Here is an 18483-nt window from a genome sequence, read left to right as displayed (position 1 = left end):
CATATGACAGCTGATTGACAGGGATTTCGAGTCAAGTTGACGATCAAACACAACTGGATGCAGATTCGCTTGCTGTGGCCGACGGAAGCACATCGGCGCCATGGCCTGTAGCCGCAACAGCGGTGACTGTCAACAACACCTTCACCAAATGCTGCAGATCGAATGGTTTGCCAATGTGGTCGTTCATACCGGCCTTCAGGCAGGCAGCGCGGTCACTGGCCATGGCATTGGCCGTCATGGCAATAATGGGCAACCTGGGCAAACCCAGCTCGTCACGAATCACCCGGGTCGCGGCACATCCGTCCATCACGGGCATTTGCATGTCCATCAAAACAGCATCAAAGGCTGTGGACGTGTTTTGACTGGCTTGTTTGACAGCGGCCACACCCAACAAGCCATTTTCTGCAAGCTCCACGATGGCACCCTGCCCCATCAACAGCTCTTGTGCTACCTGCCGATTGATCATGTTGTCTTCAACCACCAGCACCCGCATGCCGCTGAGCTGCCCTGCTTCCGGTTTTGGCACGGTTTTTTGCGGTGTGCTGGCAAGCCCCCTCGCCACGCGTGCATTCATCACAACGTCATACATCATGGACGCCGTCATGGGTTTGACCAAACATCCGTGCAGATCGGTGTGATCTGCTGCACGGTGCTGTTCAAGCAACTCTTGGTCATGCGTGCAGAGCCTGATCATGACAGGGAGCTTGGTTGGCGCGAATCTTTGGTACACCTGTGTCATGACAGCCCATCCATCTGCTTCAGGTATTTCCCAGTCCATCAAAATAAGCTCATACGGATTTTGTGCTCTGGCTAAACGGGCTTCAGCCATGGCCAAAGCCTCCTGCGGGTGGCTGGCAGTATCCACCAGCCATCCCAAGGATTGAGCCATGGAGCCTAGTAATCGGCGTGCGGTGGCGTTGTCATCCACGATCAACACCTTCAACGGCTCCAGCAGAGGCCCGGCCGCTTGCAGCGGTTTTTGATTCACAAAAGCCGCATTTTCCAGTGACAGGTCAAAGTAGAACGTGCTGCCCTGGCCCAGAACACTTTGCACCTTGAGCTCCCCCCCCATCATGGCGACAAGGCGCGTACAGATGGACAGTCCCAACCCTGTGCCGCCAAAGCGGCGTGTCGTGGAAGCTTCTGCCTGGGAGAAGTCTTCAAAGATGTGCTGTTGGGCCTCCGGGGCGATGCCGATGCCACTGTCACAAACCGAAAATCGCAGCGTAGTGTCCTTGGCAGACTGTCCCAGCACTTTGATTTGCAAGACCACTTCACCTTGTTCCGTGAACTTGATGGCATTCCCGCTGAGGTTAATCAGTATTTGGCGCAGACGCAACGAGTCGCCAATGAGGAATGGAGGCGTGGCCGGGTCCAGATCAAACAGCACATCAACCGGTTTCTTACCCAAACTCGAAGACAGGATGACCGCAAGATCACGCAACAAGTGATCCACTTCAAATGGTTGGGAATCCAGTTCAAGCTTTCCTGCATCGATTTTGGAAAAATCCAGAATATCGTTGATCAACCCGAGTAATGATTGGGCGGCACCATCGGCCTTGTTGATGTAGTCAAGCTGTCGAGAACTCAGATCGGTATCCTGCACAAGTTTCAGCATCCCCAGGATGGCATTCATCGGCGTACGGATTTCATGACTCATATTGGCAAGGAATTGGCTCTTGCTTTTCATCGCCTGTTCTGCCTTGAGGCCAGCCTCTTTGAGCAATTGTTCCTGGCGCATGCGTTCGCTCACATCCCGATAACAAAAGACCCGGCCAATGGTTCTGCCCTGTGTACGTGCGGGATGGGAAAAGCATTCAATCACCCGACCATCCTGCAAATGCAGGCGCTCAAAAGTATCACCCTCTGGATCTGTCAACAATTCAACAACCTTGTTCAGGATCGTTGGCTGGTTCACCGCACCAGGTTCGGAGAACAACAGGCTGTCAAGATAAGCCACGATGCCAAGGCCATCGCGACTTTCCAAAAGTGTTTCGGGTAGCGGCCACAGCTCTGAAAACCGCCGGTTCATGTTCAAGATTGAACCGTCAGTGTCCGTCAGAAGAATGCCATCCTGCGTTGCTTCCAGTGTGGCGGCCATATGCCGCTCTAGATCGTAAAAACCCCGTTCCAATCCCTGGGAACCCCGCTCGGGTCGGGCACGAAGTGAATAGTATTCACCCTGCACACCAACTTTTTTTGCCAATTTCCGAATATTAAAAACGGACCCATCTGATCGACGAAAACTGCCATGAGCCTCCAGTTCGGACCCCGACACACTCATCTGATCCCAGAAAAAAAGATCGGACAAGGCACATTCAATGTCACCAATGTGTACGCCAATCAGGCCCCCTGGCACATACCCCAATTGATCATGGGCAACCTTGCTGGCGCTCACAATAACCAAAGAAGGCGCATCCAACAAAAACAGCATTTCACTGGACGCATCCAGCAGCAAGGCTTCTGTATTCATTTTTTCACCCCCGGACTATCGCTGGTATGGTCGCCATCGAAGAAATAGGTGACCCGTTTTCGATGGTTTAAATAGGCGGCAACTTTGGGAGATAACTTGGAAGGCCTGATGGCCTTGAGTATGCTGATCGTCGGCTCTTGGGCTAGATCAATCGTGATGGCCTCTTCTTTGGGAGTGTTTTCGTCGTAGACCAGAACCCATGGCCGCAATGGTTTTTTGGGGTTGACAGCGGTCACAACTGCCAGCGATTGGTTGGATAACTGCACGATAGAGCCAGGTGGATGAACGCCTAGACTGCGGATCAGAAGCTGCAAGGCACGAGAATCAAATTTGCTGCGATATTGGGCAAACATGTGTGACAACGCCTCATGCGGCGTCATCGCTTTGGTGATATCTGGCGGATTACACAGGTTGTCGTAATAGTTGACAACAGACACCAAACGCGCTGCGGCGGTCATGTTCTCAGCTTTGAGGCCTTTCGGATAACCACTCCCATCAACAAGTTCATGGTGTTGGGAAATCACTGACAAGGCCACTTCGGACAAACCAATGCGCTTCCCAAGATTGACACCAATCTCCACGTGAGTGGCCCGCAAATTAATTTCAGCCCGGCTGGACTCGCTGGGAGACTTTTTGACCACACGATCCGGAATATCCGCCAGACCAATATCATGAATCATGGCACCAATGCCTAACTCAAGTGCATCGGCAGGTGTGAACTCAAGCTCTTTGGCCAACATCATGGCAAGAATCGTGACATTGAGACTATGAAAATAGACATCTGGATTACCAGACTTTTCGCCCATCACATGAAGAGTCGCACCAGGGCAATTCATGAATGCATCGGTCATGTCACCAATCAATGACCCCAGATCTTCCAGTGTTTCCTTCGGGCGTGAATAGATGTTGCGGTTAAGATTTTTCATGACCGTCACCGCTTTGACGAAGGCCTTTTCGACCTGCTCAACATTTTCGCGACGGCGCAGATTCTGGACGATGCGTTTTTGTCTTTCTAAGTCCGCCCCATGTTGCGGCGCCAATTCCCCTGAAGAATCCATCCTGACATGGTCATCAGGCACTGCATAAGGGACATCGCCCGCCGAACCGACCAATTCCGCGAATTTTTCGCTCCGACTTGGGTCGTAGCGATACTGTTTAAGCCCTAGGGCCCGCAAATCACGCAACTGGGCTTCAGAACGTATTTTGAAGTTATTAACCGCGAATTCATGTTTGAGCCACGGTAATTCGATCATGACAAAAACACCAATGCGCAGTTGATCCGCAGTCAAGTACGCTGGTGGTGGAGCATTGGAGTCCTTCGGATTCATTTCGATTGATTCGACTTGTACAGTGCGAAAGAGCTGATTCGAGTCAAATGACACACGAAGTGCGCTTTCAGTCTTTTGGGCAATTACGCTACTCCTGAAATTTGTTGAGTTTATCCACCAATCGTTGCGCACTTCTCTCATTCAAATCTGGAGTCCTTCACTTCCAAAACAGCCCATGACAACAGGCATAAAAAAACCCGCCGAAGCGGGTTTTTTTATGGTGCTCAAAGAGCTAGCACGTGAATCGATTATTTGGCGCGTGTGCCAACCACTTCGATCTCAACACGGCGATTCTTGGAACGGCCTTCTTTGGTCTTGTTGTCAGCAACAGGTTGAGACTCACCCTTGCCTTCGGTGTAAACACGGTTCTTTTCAATGCCCTTGGACACCAAATAAGCCTTCACAGCTTCAGAACGTTTCACAGACAACTTTTGGTTGTAGGCATCTGTACCCACAGAATCAGTGTGTCCCACAGCGATGATCACTTCGAGGTTGATATCCTTAACTTTGCCAACCAAGTCATCAAGCTTGGCTTTGCCTTCAGGCTTCAGTACAGCTTTGTCAAAGTCAAAGAAGGCATCTGCAGCATAAGTCACCTTGGCAGCAGCCACTGGTGCCGGTGCCGGTGCTGGTGCAGCCACGGCAGCTGGTGCTGGCGCAGCAGCTGCAGGAGCGGCTGCCGCTGGGGCCACAACAGCCTTCGGCGCAACAATGGCACCATCACAGCCTTCCAAGGCTGTTGCAGGTGTCCAGTTGGCATCGCGCCAGCAAAGTTCGTTGCTACCGTTCTTCCAAGCGGTGCCATCAGCAGCACGCCAGTTGTCAACAGACTGTGCACCAGCAGCAGTAGCGAGAGCTGCAGTGGCGATCAACATAGCCACTTTATTCAATTTCTTCATGGTTCTCCTTTGGGGAAAAAATCCGCAGCAGTGCCGCGTGGGTAAACAGACACTCAACATGCCTATCACGTTGAGCGTTAAAACCATTGTGCCACAGACAGTTTTGCTCATAAACCGACTACCTCACAAATCCAAGCTCAATGAACCAAAGGGCGAACAATATGGCCAAGTCGTTGCGAAGCAGCCACAAAACAACAGCATAAAATGCATAGCTAACTCAGACCTTGCCTAAACACAAGTCCCGCCCATGACCCAGTTTGCCAAAGAAACCCTACCTACCAGCCTTGCGGAAGAAATGCGCCGCAGTTACCTGGATTACGCCATGAGCGTGATTGTGGGGCGGGCACTGCCCGACGCACGTGATGGCTTGAAACCAGTGCATCGGCGTGTGCTGTTTGCCATGCACGAACTGAACAACGACTGGAACAAGTCTTACAAAAAGTCTGCCCGTATTGTGGGTGATGTGATTGGTAAATACCACCCACACGGCGACCAATCGGTATATGACACGATTGTTCGTATGGCTCAGGACTTTTCCATGCGCCACATGCTGGTAGACGGTCAAGGCAACTTTGGCTCGGTCGACGGTGACAACGCTGCCGCCATGCGTTACACCGAAATCCGCCTGGCCAAGATTGCCCATGAGCTTCTGGCAGACTTGGACAAGGAAACTGTAGATTTTGGTCCCAACTATGACGGCTCTGAAAAGGAGCCTCTGGTATTACCCACCCGCTTGCCCAATTTGCTGGTGAACGGCTCCGGCGGCATTGCGGTCGGTATGGCCACCAACATTCCCCCACACAATTTGAATGAAGTGGTGGATGCCTGCTTGCATTTGTTAAAGAACCCGCAAGCCTCGATTGACGAATTGATGGAGATCATTCCGGCCCCTGATTTCCCCACCGCTGGCATCATTTACGGCATCAATGGTGTGAAAGACGGTTACCGCACTGGTCGTGGTCGCGTAGTGATGCGCGCCAAATGCCATTTTGAAGACATTGATCGCGGTCAGCGTCAGGCCATCATCGTCGATGAACTACCCTATCAGGTCAACAAAAAGACGCTGCAAGAACGCATGGCCGAGTTGGTGCATGAGAAAAAGATTGAGGGCATCAGCCACATTCAGGACGAGTCCGACAAGTCGGGCATGCGCTTGGTGATTGAACTCAAGCGGGGTGAAGTGCCCGAGGTGGTGCTCAACAACCTGTACAAACAGACCCAGTTGCAAGACACCTTTGGCATGAACATGGTGGCCCTGATCAACGGCCAACCCAAATTGTGCAACCTGAAGGATCTGATTGAGGTCTTTTTGAATCACCGCCGTGAAGTGGTCACCCGCCGCACCGTGTTCGAGTTGCGCAAGGCCCGCGAACGCGGTCATGTGCTCGAAGGTCTGGCCGTGGCGCTGGCCAATATTGACGAGTTCATTCGCATCATCCGCGAGTCACCCACCCCCCCGGTAGCCAAGATGGAGCTGATGACCCGCCCTTGGGACAGCAAACTGGTGCGTGAAATGCTCACCCGCACCCGCGCTGACGGTGGAGTGGTCAATGCCGACGACTACCGCCCTGATGGCCTGGAAATGCAGTACGGCATGGGCAAAGATGGCCTGTACCGTTTGTCTGAAACCCAGGCTCAGGAAATTTTGCAAATGCGCCTGCAACGCCTGACCGGACTGGAGCAGGACAAGATTGTTGCGGAATACAAAGAAGTCATGGCCGAGATCGACGACCTGCTCGACATTCTGGCCAAACCAGAACGGGTGTCCGTCATCATCAGCGACGAACTCACGGCCATCAAAACCGAATTTGGCCTGACCAAAGTAGGGGCTCGCCGCAGCCTGGTAGAGCACTCGTCGTTTGATTTATCTACCGAAGACCTGATCACCCCGACCGACATGGTGGTGACACTGAGTCACACCGGTTACATCAAGAGCCAGCCTCTGAGCGAATACCGCTCACAAAAGCGCGGCGGCCGAGGCAAACAAGCCACTGCCACCAAAGAAGACGACTGGGTTGATCAGTTGTTCATCGCCAACACACACGATTACCTTCTGTGTTTCTCCAACCGCGGCCGTATGTACTGGCTCAAGGTCTGGGAAGTGCCGCAAGGTTCACGTGGCTCGCGCGGGCGTCCCATCGTCAACATGTTCCCGTTGCAGGAGGGAGAAAAAGTCACGGTGGTCTTGGCGCTCACAGGCGAAAAACGCACTTTCCCCGCCGATCAGTACGTGTTCATGGCCACCAGCATGGGCACGGTCAAGAAAACTGCACTGGATGAATTCAGCAACCCGCGCAAGGCCGGCATCATTGCGGTCGATCTGGACGAAGGCGACTACCTGATCGGTGCCGCACTTACCGATGGCCAACACGATGTGATGCTGTTCAGTGATGGTGGCAAGGCCGTGCGCTTTGACGAAAACGATGTGCGCCCGATGGGCCGCCAGGCCCGTGGCGTGCGCGGCATGATGCTCGAAGACGGCCAAAGTGTCATCGCCATGCTGGTGGCTGAAGACGAGACCCAAAGTGTCTTGACGGCCACCCAGCACGGTTATGGCAAACGCACCAGCATTGCCGAATACACCCGCCATGGTCGCGGTACCAAAGGCATGATCGCCATCCAGCAATCCGAGCGCAATGGCAAGGTGGTCGCCGCCACGTTGGTGCATGCCGATGACGAAATCATGCTGATCACCGACAAAGGTGTGCTGGTGCGCACCCGGGTTTCTGAAATCCGTGAACTGGGCCGCGCCACACAAGGTGTCACCTTGATTGGTCTGGATGATGGTGCACAACTCAGCGGCCTGCAACGTATTGTTGAAAACGATGCCATTCCTGTTACCGGAAATAACGCTGACACCTCAAGTGAAGCAGACCCTGCATCTGACCCAACACCATCGGATAATTAATTTTTGTAGCACCTTACGCTTTATTTACAAGGGCTTTAGCCCAATTTGATATAAAAAATACCATGCGACCGTATAACTTTTCTGCCGGCCCGGCGGTCATGCCCGACGACGTTCTGCACCAAGCTGCCGCTGAAATGCTGGACTGGCATGGCAGTGGCATGGGCGTGATGGAAATGAGCCACCGTGGCAAGGAGTTTGGCCAGATTTATGCCGAAGCTGAGGCCGATCTGCGCGAACTGCTGGCTGTGCCCGCCAACTTCAAACTGCTGTTCATGCAAGGTGGTGGCCTGGCCGAGAACGCCATCGTTCCACTGAACCTGTCTCGCGGGCAAACAGCTGACTTTGTGGTCACCGGCAGCTGGAGCCAGAAGTCTGCACAAGAAGCTGCCAAATACTGCACATCCCATGTAGCCGCCAACACCAAGGCTAATGGCTACACCACGCTGGCAAACCCTGCTAGCTGGCAGCTCAGCACGCAGCCTGCCTATGTACACATTTGTTCCAACGAAACCATCAATGGGGTGGAGTACCACGAACTGCCTGACCTGAAAGCCCTGGGTTGTGATGCGCCGCTGGTGATTGACTTTTCCTCCCATGTAGCCTCGCGCCCGGTGGACTGGACACGGGTAGGACTGGCCTTTGGTGGCGCACAAAAAAACCTGGGGCCGGCAGGTTTAACCCTGGTGGCCGTGCGTGAAGACCTGCTCGACCGGGCATTGCCAATTTGCCCCAGTGCCCTCAATTACCGTACCGTGGCGGATAACCAGTCGATGTACAACACGCCGGCGACCTACTCGATCTACATCGCAGGTCTGGTATTCAAATGGCTCAAGGCCCAGGGTGGTATTGCCGCCATGGAGGCTCGCAATATGGCCAAAGCCAAGCTGTTGTATGAAACCCTGGACGGCTCCAGCCTGTACATCAACCGGGTGGCGCAAGATTGCCGTTCCCGTATGAACGTGCCGTTTTACCTGCGTGATGAAAGCCTCAACGAGGCCTTTCTGGCGGGTGCACGTGAACGGCATCTGCTGCAACTCAAGGGCCACAAGTCCGTGGGCGGCATGCGCGCCAGCATCTACAACGCCATGCCCCTTGAGGGCGTGCAGGCCCTGGTCAACTACTTGCGCGAATTTGAGTCGCAGCACGCCTGACCTCGTGACCGCCTGACTCTTGCCAGCTTCAACCTCATATTCTTTTGCCCATGGCCAAAACCCTTCCTGAACTGCGCGTGCTGATTGATGCCGTTGACCTGGAGCTGCTGGCTCTGTTGAACCGCCGGGCTGCGCTGGCCCATGAAGTGGGCGAAATCAAAAAGGTCGAAGGATCGGTCGTCTTCCGCCCCGAGCGCGAAGCCCAGGTCATCCAGACCCTGCAGTCAGCCAACGATGGGGCACTCAAAAACGAAAGTGTGGCCGTCATTTGGCGCGAGATCATGTCGGCTTGCCGGGCACTGGAAGCCCCCCAGCGCGTGGCTTTTCTTGGCCCCCGAGGCACATTCACGGAAGAAGCGGCGCTGCGTTTTTTTGGTTCCAGCATTCAACGTATTCCCTGCACCAATTTCGACGAAGTGTTTCACGCGACCACCTCGGGTGCGGCGGAATACGGTGTGGTCGCTGTCGAAAACAGCACGGAAGGTGTAGTGACCCGCTCGCTGGATCTGCTGCTGAACTCCCCGCTGCACATCGTCGGCGAAATCAGTCTGCTGGTACGCCATCACCTGCTACGCACCACCGCATCCCTGGAAGGTATTGAGGTGGTGCTGGCGCACCCGCAAGCGCTGGCCCAGTGCCAGGACTGGCTGACCATCCACCTGCCCCATGCCGAGCGGCGTGCCGTCTCCAGCAATGCCGAAGGGGCCCGCCTGGCCGCCACCAACCCCGCCTGGGCGGGTATTGCCAGTGAGCGCGCCGGCTCTGAATTTGGTCTGCACATTGCCTCCCACGCCATTCAAGATGATGCCTTCAACCGCACCCGATTTGTGGTGGTCTGCCTGCCTAGTGTGCTGCCTGCGCCGGTGGCCACGGGTAAAGACTGCACCAGCCTGGTGGTGTCCGTGCCGAACAAGCCCGGCGCGGTGCATGACATGCTGGTGCCGCTCAAGACACACGGCGTGTCGATGACCCGGTTCGAATCACGTCCGGCTCGCTCGGGTCAGTGGGAATACTATTTCTACATTGACTTGCAGGGCCATCCCTCCCAGCCTCATGTGGCTGCGGCGCTGAAAGACCTGGAAGGACTGTGTGCTTTCTACAAAGTGCTGGGGACCTATCCCTTGGCAGACTGATCAACCCGGGAGAACTTCTGATGTTTGAACAACTTGGTCTGATTGGTTGTGGTCTGATGGGTGGTTCGTTTGCCCTGGCGCTCAAACGTGCAGGCTTGGTCAAGCGTGTGGTGGGGTACAGCAAATCACCCTCCACCACAGAGCGCGCAAGACAGTTGGGTGTGATTGACGTTGAAGCACCATCGGCACTCCTGGCGGTCTCCGGTGCAGACATCGTGCTGATTGCCGTTCCTGTTTCGGCCACCGAAGCCACGCTCAAAGCCATCAAGCCCATGGTGACACCACAAATGCTGATCATGGACGTGGGCTCTACCAAAAGTGATGTGCTGGATGCCGCACGCCGGGCGCTTCGCGAACAAATCGGCTCTTTTGTGCCCGCACACCCCATTGCAGGCAAAGAACGGGCCGGGGTAGAGTATGCCGATGCGGATCTCTACACCGGATGTCCCCTGATCTTGACGCCCACCGAGCGCACCCTCACCACACAACTCCAACAGGCCCAGGACATTTGGACGGCGCTGGGCTGCAAAGTGATGCAAATGTCGCCAGAAGCCCATGATGCAGCCTTCGCGGCCGTCAGCCATCTGCCCCATTTATTGGCCTTTGCCTTGATGAATTCCGTGCAGAATCAGGCCCAAGGTGAACAATTCTTGGCTTTGGCAGGCCCTGGGTTTCGAGATTTCACCCGTATCGCCGCCAGTGACACCAAGGTTTGGCGTGATATTTTGATGGCCAACCGCACCGAACTGCTGGCCCAAAGCCAACTGTTTCAGGCCGAACTCAAAGCATTTGAAGATCTCATGCGTGCGGGCAATCCGCAAGCCCTTGAAATCATGATTGAACAAGCCAGTGTGGCACGCGCCCAGTGGCAAATGACACAACTGCCCAAACCATGCTGACCACTGCGTTCGTCGACCTGCCGCCCCTTCAAACTGCCGGTGGCACGATCACCCTGCCTGGCTCCAAGAGCATCTCCAACCGGGTACTGCTGCTGGCGGCCTTGTGTCAAGGTACCACCACGCTGCACGATGTGCTCGACTCCGATGACACCCGTGTCATGCTGGCCGCCCTCACCACTTTGGGCTGTCGTATTGCGCAAACCGGTAACACTGTGGTGATCGAAGGCTTGGGCGGTCAACCCGCGCAAAAACAAGCCCACCTGTTCATGGGCAATGCCGGCACAGCCATTCGGCCGCTTACCGCTGCGTTGGCCTTGATGGGGGGCAGTTTCGAGCTCAGTGGTGTTCCCCGCATGCATGAGCGCCCAATTGGTGATCTGGTCGATGCCCTGCGCCAATTGGGTTGCCAGATTGACTACACCGGCAAAGACGGTTACCCGCCGCTGCACATTGGTCAGCCCCAGCTCAAGCTGGACGCGCCGATCAAAGTCCGTGGTGACGTGTCAAGCCAGTTCCTCACCGCCTTGCTGATGGCCCTGCCGCTGGTGGCCAAACAAGCCATCGTGATTGAGGTGGTGGGGGAACTCATTTCCCGCCCCTACATTGAAATCACCCTGAACCTGCTGGCACGCTTTGGCATCCAGATTCAGCGTGAAGGTTGGCAACGCTTCACCGTTCCAGCCGGTTGCCAATACCAGACACCTGGCACGCTGTATGTGGAAGCTGATGCTTCTTCTGCTAGCTATTTTATAGCTGCTGGCGCAATAGCCAAAAGCACTACAGGCACAAAAAGCATCAAAATCCTGGGCTTGGGTGCAGATTCCATTCAAGGCGATATCCGCTTCATTGAGGCCGCTCAAGCCATGGGGGCCAAGGTGAGCAGCGGCCCGAATTGGCTGGAGGTGTCGCAAGGCCAGTGGCCGTTGAAAGCCATCGACCTGGATTGCAACCACATTCCCGATGCCGCCATGACACTGGCCGTGATGGCGCTGTATGCCCAGGGCACCACCACCTTGCGCAACATTGCCAGTTGGCGCGTCAAGGAAACCGACCGTATTGCCGCCATGGCCTGTGAGCTGCGTAAATTCGGGGCGACGGTGGTCGAAGGAGCCGACTTCATCCAGGTGACCCCACCGGCAAGCCCGGCCGACTGGAAAACCGGCAGCATCCACACCTATGACGACCACCGCATCGCCATGTGTTTTTCACTGGCGGCCTTCAACCCGGCGCAATGGCCGGTGCGCATCGAAGACCCCAAATGTGTCGCCAAAACGTTCCCGGATTATTTTGAAGCCCTGTTCAGCGTGGTTCAAACTGCGCCAGAGCACATTCCTGTGATTTGCGTCGATGGCCCCACCGCTTCTGGCAAAGGCACTCTGGCGGCGCAATTGGCCAGCCAGTTGGGCTACCACTTGCTGGACTCCGGGGCGCTTTACCGCATTACCGCCCTGGCCGCCGCCCAAGCCGGTTTGGCACTGAATGCCAGTGGTGAAGATGCCATTGCCAACATGGCAGCACGTTTGAACATTGCGTTCAAAAATGACCAGGTGTGGCTGGATGGCGCAGAGGTGACCGAGCAAATTCGTCTGGAGGCCACCGGCATGCAAGCCTCGCAAGTGTCGGCCTTGTCCAAGGTGCGCACCGCCCTGGTGGCGCTGCAACACAGTTTTCGCCGTCTTCCTGGCCTGGTGGCCGATGGGCGTGACATGGGTACAGTCATCTTTCCCGATGCGCCCCTCAAGGTGTTTTTAACCGCCAGTGCCGAGCAGCGTGCACAAAGACGTTACAAACAGTTGATTTCAAAAGGGAATCCAACTACACTCGACAGTCTTCGCGCCGATTTGGAAGCCAGAGATGCCAGGGACATGTCCCGCAGTGCCTCACCTTTGAAGCCAGCGCAAGATGCCTTGCTCATGGACAACTCCAATTTGTCGATTGAAGAATCGGTCAATCAGGTGTTGACCTGGTGGCAAGACAAGCAGCCTTTTTGACCCGTCATCAAGACTCAAACCGCAAGGGTTCACTCCTTTGCACCGGCCCTCAGCCGACTTTCTGCATCGCAATGGTGCGCTTCGGTTGAGGTTCAAAAAAACTTAACCCCACGGGTCAAACCGTGAATAACCTGCGGATCAAACCGCATCAAAACATGTCTGAATCTTTTGCCGCCCTATTTGAAGAATCCTTGACACGCACGGAAATGCGTCCAGGCGAAGTGATCACTGCTGAAGTGGTCCGTATCGAGCACAGCTTTGTGGTCGTGAACGCTGGCCTCAAATCTGAAGCCTACGTGCCGCTGGAAGAATTCAAGAACGATCAGGGCGAAATTGAAGTCCAAGTCGGCGACTTCGTGTCTGTGGCCATTGGCTCGATCGAAAACGGCTATGGCGACACCATTCTGAGCCGTGACACCGCCAAGCGTCTGGCTTCCTGGATGAGCCTGGAAAAAGCCCTGGAAACCGGCGAATTTGTCACTGGCCAAACCAGCGGCAAGGTCAAGGGTGGTTTGACCGTGTTGGTCAACGGCATCCGCGCCTTCTTGCCCGGCTCTTTGGTCGACACCCGTCCTACCAAAGACCTGTCTCCGTACGAAAACAAGACCCTGGAATTCAAGGTTATCAAGCTCGACCGCAAGCGCAACAACGTGGTGCTGAGCCGCCGCGCCGTGGTGGAAGCCTCCATGGGCGAAGAGCGCTCCAAGCTGATGAACACCCTGAAAGAAGGCGCGATTGTTCAAGGTACTGTCAAGAACATCACCGAATACGGTGCATTTGTGGATCTGGGCGGCATCGACGGCCTGTTGCACATCACCGACATGGCCTGGCGTCGTGTCCGTCACCCGTCTGAAGTGGTGACCGCTGGCCAGGAAATCACTGCCAAGATCCTGAAATTTGACACCGACAAGAACCGCGTGTCTCTGGGTCTGAAACAAATGGGTGATGATCCCTGGATGGGCGTGAACCGTCGCTACCCCCAAGGTACCCGCATGTTCGGCAAGATCACCAACATCGCCGACTACGGCGCGTTTGTGGAACTGGAACCCGGCATCGAAGGCCTGGTCCACGTGTCCGAAATGGACTGGACCAACAAGAATGTGGCACCTTCCAAGATCGTTGCCCTGGGCGACGAAGTCGAAGTCATGGTTCTGGAAATCGACGAAGACAAACGCCGCATCTCCTTGGGCATGAAGCAATGCAAGGCCAACCCATGGCAAGAATTTGCACAAAACACCAAGCGCGGTGACCGCGTCAAGGGCCCGATCAAATCCATCACCGACTTCGGCGTGTTCGTCGGCTTGGCTGCTGGCATTGACGGCCTGGTGCACTTGTCTGACCTGTCCTGGAACGAAGCTGGCGAAGCCGCTGTGCGCGAGTACAAAAAAGGCCAGGAAGTTGAAGCCATTGTGTTGGCCGTGGACGTGGATCGTGAACGCATCTCCCTGGGCATCAAGCAACTCGACTCCGACCCATTCACCACCTTCTCGTCGATCAACGACAAGGGTTCTGTGGTCACTGGCAAGGTCAAGACCGTGGATGCCAAGGGCGCTGAAATCGACCTGGGTGAAGACATCATCGGCTACCTGCGTGCCTCTGAAATCTCCCGCGACCGCGTGGAAGATGCCCGCAACGTGCTCAAGGAAGGCGACGAAGTGACCGCTGTGGTAGTGAATGTGGATCGCAAGACCCGCAACATCCAGTTGTCCATCAAGGCCAAAGATGCGGCTGACCAAAACGAAGCCATGGCTAATTTGAGCCAGCAGTCTGCCCGCGAAAACGCTGGTACCACCAGCCTGGGTGCGTTGCTGCGCGCCAAGTTGGACAACAATAACTAAAACGTTATTGCCTAGCCCAATGAACGACCGGAAGCCCTGTGCCCCGGTCGTTTTTTTTCTGACTACTTGTTGCTGCACACCAAGATGACCCGCTCCGACCTCGTTGAAGAACTTGCTGCACGCTTTGCGCAGTTGACCCAGCGTGATGCCGAGTTTGCCGTTAAAGCCATTCTGGATGCGATGAACGACGCACTGGCACGTGGACACCGCATTGAAATTCGTGGTTTTGGCAGCTTCTCGGTGACCCACCGACCACCTCGCATGGGGCGTAACCCCCGCAGCGGAGAAAGCGTCGCCATTCCGGAAAAACGCGTTCCCCACTTCAAACCCGGTAAAGCCCTGCGCCAAACCGTTGATCTGCGCACCGATGTCATGGTGCAGTCTGCTCAAACTTAGCCCTGACAATCCAAAACGATTGGCATCACAGCAGAATATTAGAATGCGGATGCTACTGGGGAATACCAATGAAACACATACTGTGGTTGCTTAAGTGGGTACTTAAAGCAGCCATTTTTTTTACCCTTTTCGCTTTTGCGCTGAACAATCAGCAAGACATCACTGTGCACTTTTTCTTTGGCAATCAGTGGCGCGCACCACAAGTATTGGTGGTTCTGTCAGCTTTCAGCGTGGGCGTGCTGGTGGGCGTGTTGGGCATGCTGCCCCGCTGGATTCGCCAACACACCCACAAACCACAGGCGGAAACGCCCACTCAGGACGGCAATATCACCACTCAACCACCCGTGGGTACGCCCAGTTACGCCGATGGAATTTGATCTAAGCTGGGTCTTGCTGGGGCTCCCCTTGGCATTTGGGTTGGGGTGGATGGCCTCCCGGTTCGATTTGCGTCAAATCAGGATGGAAAACCGGCAAGCGCCCAAAGCCTACTTCAAAGGTCTGAATTTTTTGCTTAATGAGCAACAAGATCAGGCCATTGATGCCTTCATTGAAGCCGTCCAGAACGACCCCGACACCTCCGAACTGCACTTTGCCTTGGGTAACCTGTTTCGCCGCCGGGGCGAATACGAGCGTGCAGTGCGGGTACATGAGCATTTGCTGTCACGCGGCGACCTCAGCCAAGCAGATCGAAATCGGGCTCAACACGCCTTGGCACTCGATTTTTTGAAGGCCGGTTTACTTGACCATGCCGAAACCGCATTACTCAAGCTTGAAGGCACCTCCTTCGAAGCCCAAGCCCGACTCGCCCTGTTGGCCAACTATGAGCGTAGCCGCGACTGGGCGTTGGCCGCAGAAGTGGCCGAAAAGCTGGACCGGGCCGACCAGGGCAGTTTCGCCCCCCGGCTCGCCCATTACCTGTGTGAGCAGGCAGCCCTCTTGATTGCCCAAAACCAGTGGCCCGAAGCGGCATCCTTGCTGCGCCAAGCCACTGAAAAATCGCCTGAATCAGCCCGCGCACGCCTGGATTTGGCCAAGTTGCAAGACAAGATGGGGCAAGTCAACGAAGCTTGGCAGACCCTGCATGAAGCACTGGATCACACCCCCGCAGCCATTGGTTTGATGGCCCAACCGCTGGCGGATTTGGCCCTGCGTTGCGGGCGAGCCCAAGAGACACTTCAACTGCTGCAAACACGCTACGCCAGTCATCCTGGTCTGGATTTGCTGGATGCGGTGGTCACCCTTTCCAACGCTCAATCTGATGGTGAATTGAGCGCCAGAGACTGGTATGCCCGCCACCTTGAAAAAGTGCCGTCCCTGGTGGCTGCCACCAAATGGATCGCCGGTGAAAAGCTGGAGCACGAGCAGTTTCATCCGCAAGTGCAACGCGCCCTGGATCACGCAGCCAAGCCTTTGTTGCGATACCGCTGCGCGGCCTGCGGCTTTGAAGCGATGCAGCATTTCTGGCAATGCCCTGGTTGTCAGGCCTGGGACAGCTACCCCCCGCTACGGGTCGAAGAACTATGAAAATATCCAAAGAAAGCCTCCACCTGGCCCGTGTGCTGGTGGTCGGTGATGTCATGCTGGACCGCTACTGGTACGGCGCAGTAGACCGCATCAGCCCAGAGGCCCCGGTGCCGGTGGTGCGTGTCACCCGCGAGGAAGAGCGCAACGGTGGTGCGGCCAACGTGGCCTACAACGTGGTGACGCTGGGGGCACAGGCCTCGCTGCTCACCGTGGTGGGTGACGATGAAGCCAGCCACAAGCTCGAAGCCCTGGTCGCCCACACCGGTATTCAGACCCACTTTGGCCGTGATGCCCAACTGAAAACCACCGTCAAGCTGCGCGTGATTGGCCGCCAGCAGCAATTGCTGCGGATGGACTTCGAGAACACCCCGCAAAGTGAAATTCTGGCGACACAAACCGCCACCTTCACCGAGCTCTTGCCCAGCCACCAGGCGGTGCTGTTTTCTGATTACGGCAAAGGCGGCCTGGCCCATGTGAGCGACATGATTGCGCGCGCTCAGGCGGCCGGTAAACCGATCCTGATCGATCCCAAAGGCTCAGACTACTCGCGTTACCAGGGTGCGGATGTGATCACCCCCAACCGCGCTGAATTGCAGCAAGTCATCGGCTCCTGGGCGAGTGAACCCGAGTTACAAGCCAAAGCGCAAAATTTGCGCCAGCAGCTCAAGTTACAAGCCGTGCTACTGACCCGCAGTGAAGAAGGCATGACCTTGTTTGATGCCCAAGGCTCTTTACATGTGAGCGCCCAGGCCCGCGAGGTGTTTGATGTGACGGGTGCCGGCGACACCGTCATCGCCACCATGGCGGCGCTGGTCGCCGCAGGTTACAGCTTGCGTGAGGCCCTGCCCCTGGCCAACCGAGCCGGTGGTCTGGTGGTGGGTAAATTTGGTACGGCAACCGTTTCTTATGAGGAGTTATTTGCATGACACGAATCGTGGTCACCGGCGCGGCCGGTTTTATTGGCTCCAACCTCATCAAAGGCCTGAACGCGCGTGGCCTGAATGACATCATTGCCGTGGATGACCTGACGCAAGGCGACAAATTCCGCAATCTGGCGGACTTGCAGATCAGCGACTATGTGGATGCCGATGACTTCTACGACGACTATGCCAATGGCGCTTACGGTCAGGTCGAGGCCATTTTTCATGAAGGTGCCTGCAGCGACACCATGGAAATGAATGGCAAGTACATGATGCAAAACAACTTTGCCACCTCGGTCAAGTTGTACCAGGCCTGCCAAAAGCGCGGTGCCCGGCTGCTGTACGCCTCCAGCGCGGCCACCTACGGCGGCTCGGACACCTTCCGCGAAGAACCGGCGTTTGAGCGCCCGCTCAACGTCTATGGTTACTCCAAACTGCTGTTTGACCAACGCATGCGCCGTGAATGCGGCAATGAATTTCACCGTGCCTTTGCCGGCAAAACCATGCAGGTGGTGGGCTTCAGATACTTCAATGTGTACGGCCCGCGTGAACAGCACAAGGGCCGTATGGCCAGTGTGGCGTTTCACCAGTTCAACCAGTTCAAGGCTGAGGGCAAAGTCAAGCTATTTGGTGAATACGGTGGCTACGGTGCAGGTTCCCAGATGCGCGACTTTGTCTTTATTGACGACGTGGTGGCCGTCAACCTGTGGTTCTTTGACCACCCCGGCATTTCCGGCATTTTTAACCTGGGCACCGGGCGCGCCCAGCCCTTCAACGACGTGGCCAGCTCCACCGTCAATGCCTTGCGCCAACTCAATGGCCAGACCGCATTGCCGCTGGAACAACTGATCGCTGAAGGCTTGCTGGAATACGTGCCGTTTCCCGATGCACTGCGTGGCAAATACCAGTGCTACACCCAGGCCGACCTGAGCGCCCTGCGTGCGGCGGGCTGCAACCATGCCTTTGCCGACGTGCAAACCGGTGTGACCAGTTATGTGAAAAAATTGGCTCAACAAAGCTGAC

14 protein-coding genes are annotated in these 18483 nt (G+C 55.7%); 11 read left to right on the top strand and 3 right to left on the bottom strand.

Annotated elements, in window-relative coordinates; all coding sequences use genetic code 11:
* Positions 1–43 precede the first annotated feature (43 nt).
* The 3 genes from LDN84_RS06830 to ompA all read right to left on the bottom strand — a co-directional run bounded on the left by LDN84_RS06830 (position 44) and on the right by ompA (position 4700).
* A complete protein-coding gene (locus LDN84_RS06830; protein WP_223910240.1) occupies positions 44–2473 on the bottom strand; it encodes a PAS domain-containing hybrid sensor histidine kinase/response regulator in 2430 nt (809 codons plus the stop codon).
* Entirely contained in the window at positions 2470–3942 is a 1473-nt protein-coding gene (locus LDN84_RS06825) for an HD-GYP domain-containing protein (RefSeq protein WP_223910237.1), read from the bottom strand. The genes LDN84_RS06830 and LDN84_RS06825 overlap by 4 nt, the downstream gene beginning before the upstream one ends.
* A gap of 107 nt (positions 3943–4049) precedes the next feature.
* The gene (ompA, locus tag LDN84_RS06820) at positions 4050–4700 is read right to left on the bottom strand and encodes an outer membrane protein OmpA (protein WP_276572420.1); all 651 of its coding nucleotides are present in this window, start codon (positions 4698–4700) and stop codon (positions 4050–4052) included.
* 247 nt (positions 4701–4947) lie between these two features.
* On the opposite strand from ompA, the gene gyrA reads away from it, so the two are divergent.
* The 11 genes from gyrA (at position 4948) to rfaD (ending at position 18482) form a co-directional block, all read left to right on the top strand.
* On the top strand, positions 4948–7608 hold the full coding sequence (gyrA, locus tag LDN84_RS06815; protein WP_223910234.1) for a DNA gyrase subunit A: 2661 nt from the start codon (positions 4948–4950) through the stop codon (positions 7606–7608).
* 62 nt (positions 7609–7670) lie between these two features.
* Complete coding sequence (gene serC, locus LDN84_RS06810; protein ID WP_223910231.1) at positions 7671–8759, top strand: 3-phosphoserine/phosphohydroxythreonine transaminase; 1089 nt, start codon at positions 7671–7673, stop codon at positions 8757–8759.
* Positions 8760–8809: 50 nt separating this feature from the next.
* A complete protein-coding gene (pheA, locus tag LDN84_RS06805) occupies positions 8810–9892 on the top strand; it encodes a prephenate dehydratase (protein WP_223910228.1) in 1083 nt (360 codons plus the stop codon).
* A 20-nt stretch (positions 9893–9912) separates the two neighbouring features.
* Complete coding sequence (locus LDN84_RS06800) at positions 9913–10791, top strand: prephenate dehydrogenase (RefSeq protein WP_223910225.1); 879 nt, start codon at positions 9913–9915, stop codon at positions 10789–10791.
* Positions 10785–12782, top strand: a complete 1998-nt coding sequence (locus tag LDN84_RS06795) for a bifunctional 3-phosphoshikimate 1-carboxyvinyltransferase/cytidylate kinase (protein ID WP_223910222.1) — start codon at positions 10785–10787, stop codon at positions 12780–12782. Before LDN84_RS06800 ends, LDN84_RS06795 begins: the two co-directional genes overlap by 7 nt.
* Positions 12783–12919: 137 nt before the next feature.
* A complete protein-coding gene (gene rpsA, locus LDN84_RS06790) occupies positions 12920–14620 on the top strand; it encodes a 30S ribosomal protein S1 (protein WP_317134840.1) in 1701 nt (566 codons plus the stop codon).
* An 84-nt stretch (positions 14621–14704) separates the two neighbouring features.
* Complete coding sequence (locus LDN84_RS06785) at positions 14705–15016, top strand: integration host factor subunit beta (protein WP_223910216.1); 312 nt, start codon at positions 14705–14707, stop codon at positions 15014–15016.
* Positions 15017–15084: 68 nt separating this feature from the next.
* Positions 15085–15393 (top strand): LapA family protein, encoded by a 309-nt coding sequence (locus LDN84_RS06780; protein ID WP_223910213.1) that lies wholly within the window; start codon positions 15085–15087, stop codon positions 15391–15393.
* Entirely contained in the window at positions 15383–16540 is a 1158-nt protein-coding gene (gene lapB, locus LDN84_RS06775) for a lipopolysaccharide assembly protein LapB (RefSeq protein WP_223910210.1), read from the top strand. Before LDN84_RS06780 ends, lapB begins: the two co-directional genes overlap by 11 nt.
* Positions 16537–17466: a D-glycero-beta-D-manno-heptose-7-phosphate kinase gene (gene rfaE1 / locus LDN84_RS06770; RefSeq protein ID WP_223910207.1), complete on the top strand. Its 930-nt coding sequence runs from the start codon at positions 16537–16539 to the stop codon at positions 17464–17466. The genes lapB and rfaE1 overlap by 4 nt, the downstream gene beginning before the upstream one ends.
* A complete protein-coding gene (gene rfaD, locus LDN84_RS06765; RefSeq protein WP_223910204.1) occupies positions 17463–18482 on the top strand; it encodes an ADP-glyceromanno-heptose 6-epimerase in 1020 nt (339 codons plus the stop codon). Before rfaE1 ends, rfaD begins: the two co-directional genes overlap by 4 nt.
* The last annotated feature ends 1 nt before the right edge of the window (position 18483 follow it).

This window comes from Rhodoferax lithotrophicus (assembly GCF_019973615.1).
GTDB classification, from domain to species: domain Bacteria; phylum Pseudomonadota; class Gammaproteobacteria; order Burkholderiales; family Burkholderiaceae_C; genus Rhodoferax; species Rhodoferax lithotrophicus.
The sequence above is the reverse complement of the archived record's forward strand: the minus strand, read 5'-3'. Positions and strand labels throughout refer to the sequence as shown.

Coding starts and splice junctions, on each gene's coding strand:
- LDN84_RS06830 (WP_223910240.1), bottom strand. CDS start 2,473: ATGAATACAGAAGCCTTGCTGCTGGATGCGTCCAGTGAAATGCTGTTT.
- LDN84_RS06825 (WP_223910237.1), bottom strand. CDS start 3,942: ATGAGAGAAGTGCGCAACGATTGGTGGATAAACTCAACAAATTTCAGG.
- ompA (WP_276572420.1), bottom strand. CDS start 4,700: ATGAAGAAATTGAATAAAGTGGCTATGTTGATCGCCACTGCAGCTCTC.
- gyrA (WP_223910234.1), top strand. CDS start 4,948: ATGACCCAGTTTGCCAAAGAAACCCTACCTACCAGCCTTGCGGAAGAA.
- serC (WP_223910231.1), top strand. CDS start 7,671: ATGCGACCGTATAACTTTTCTGCCGGCCCGGCGGTCATGCCCGACGAC.
- pheA (WP_223910228.1), top strand. CDS start 8,810: ATGGCCAAAACCCTTCCTGAACTGCGCGTGCTGATTGATGCCGTTGAC.
- LDN84_RS06800 (WP_223910225.1), top strand. CDS start 9,913: ATGTTTGAACAACTTGGTCTGATTGGTTGTGGTCTGATGGGTGGTTCG.
- LDN84_RS06795 (WP_223910222.1), top strand. CDS start 10,785: ATGCTGACCACTGCGTTCGTCGACCTGCCGCCCCTTCAAACTGCCGGT.
- LDN84_RS06785 (WP_223910216.1), top strand. CDS start 14,705: ATGACCCGCTCCGACCTCGTTGAAGAACTTGCTGCACGCTTTGCGCAG.
- LDN84_RS06780 (WP_223910213.1), top strand. CDS start 15,085: ATGAAACACATACTGTGGTTGCTTAAGTGGGTACTTAAAGCAGCCATT.
- lapB (WP_223910210.1), top strand. CDS start 15,383: ATGGAATTTGATCTAAGCTGGGTCTTGCTGGGGCTCCCCTTGGCATTT.
- rfaE1 (WP_223910207.1), top strand. CDS start 16,537: ATGAAAATATCCAAAGAAAGCCTCCACCTGGCCCGTGTGCTGGTGGTC.
- rfaD (WP_223910204.1), top strand. CDS start 17,463: ATGACACGAATCGTGGTCACCGGCGCGGCCGGTTTTATTGGCTCCAAC.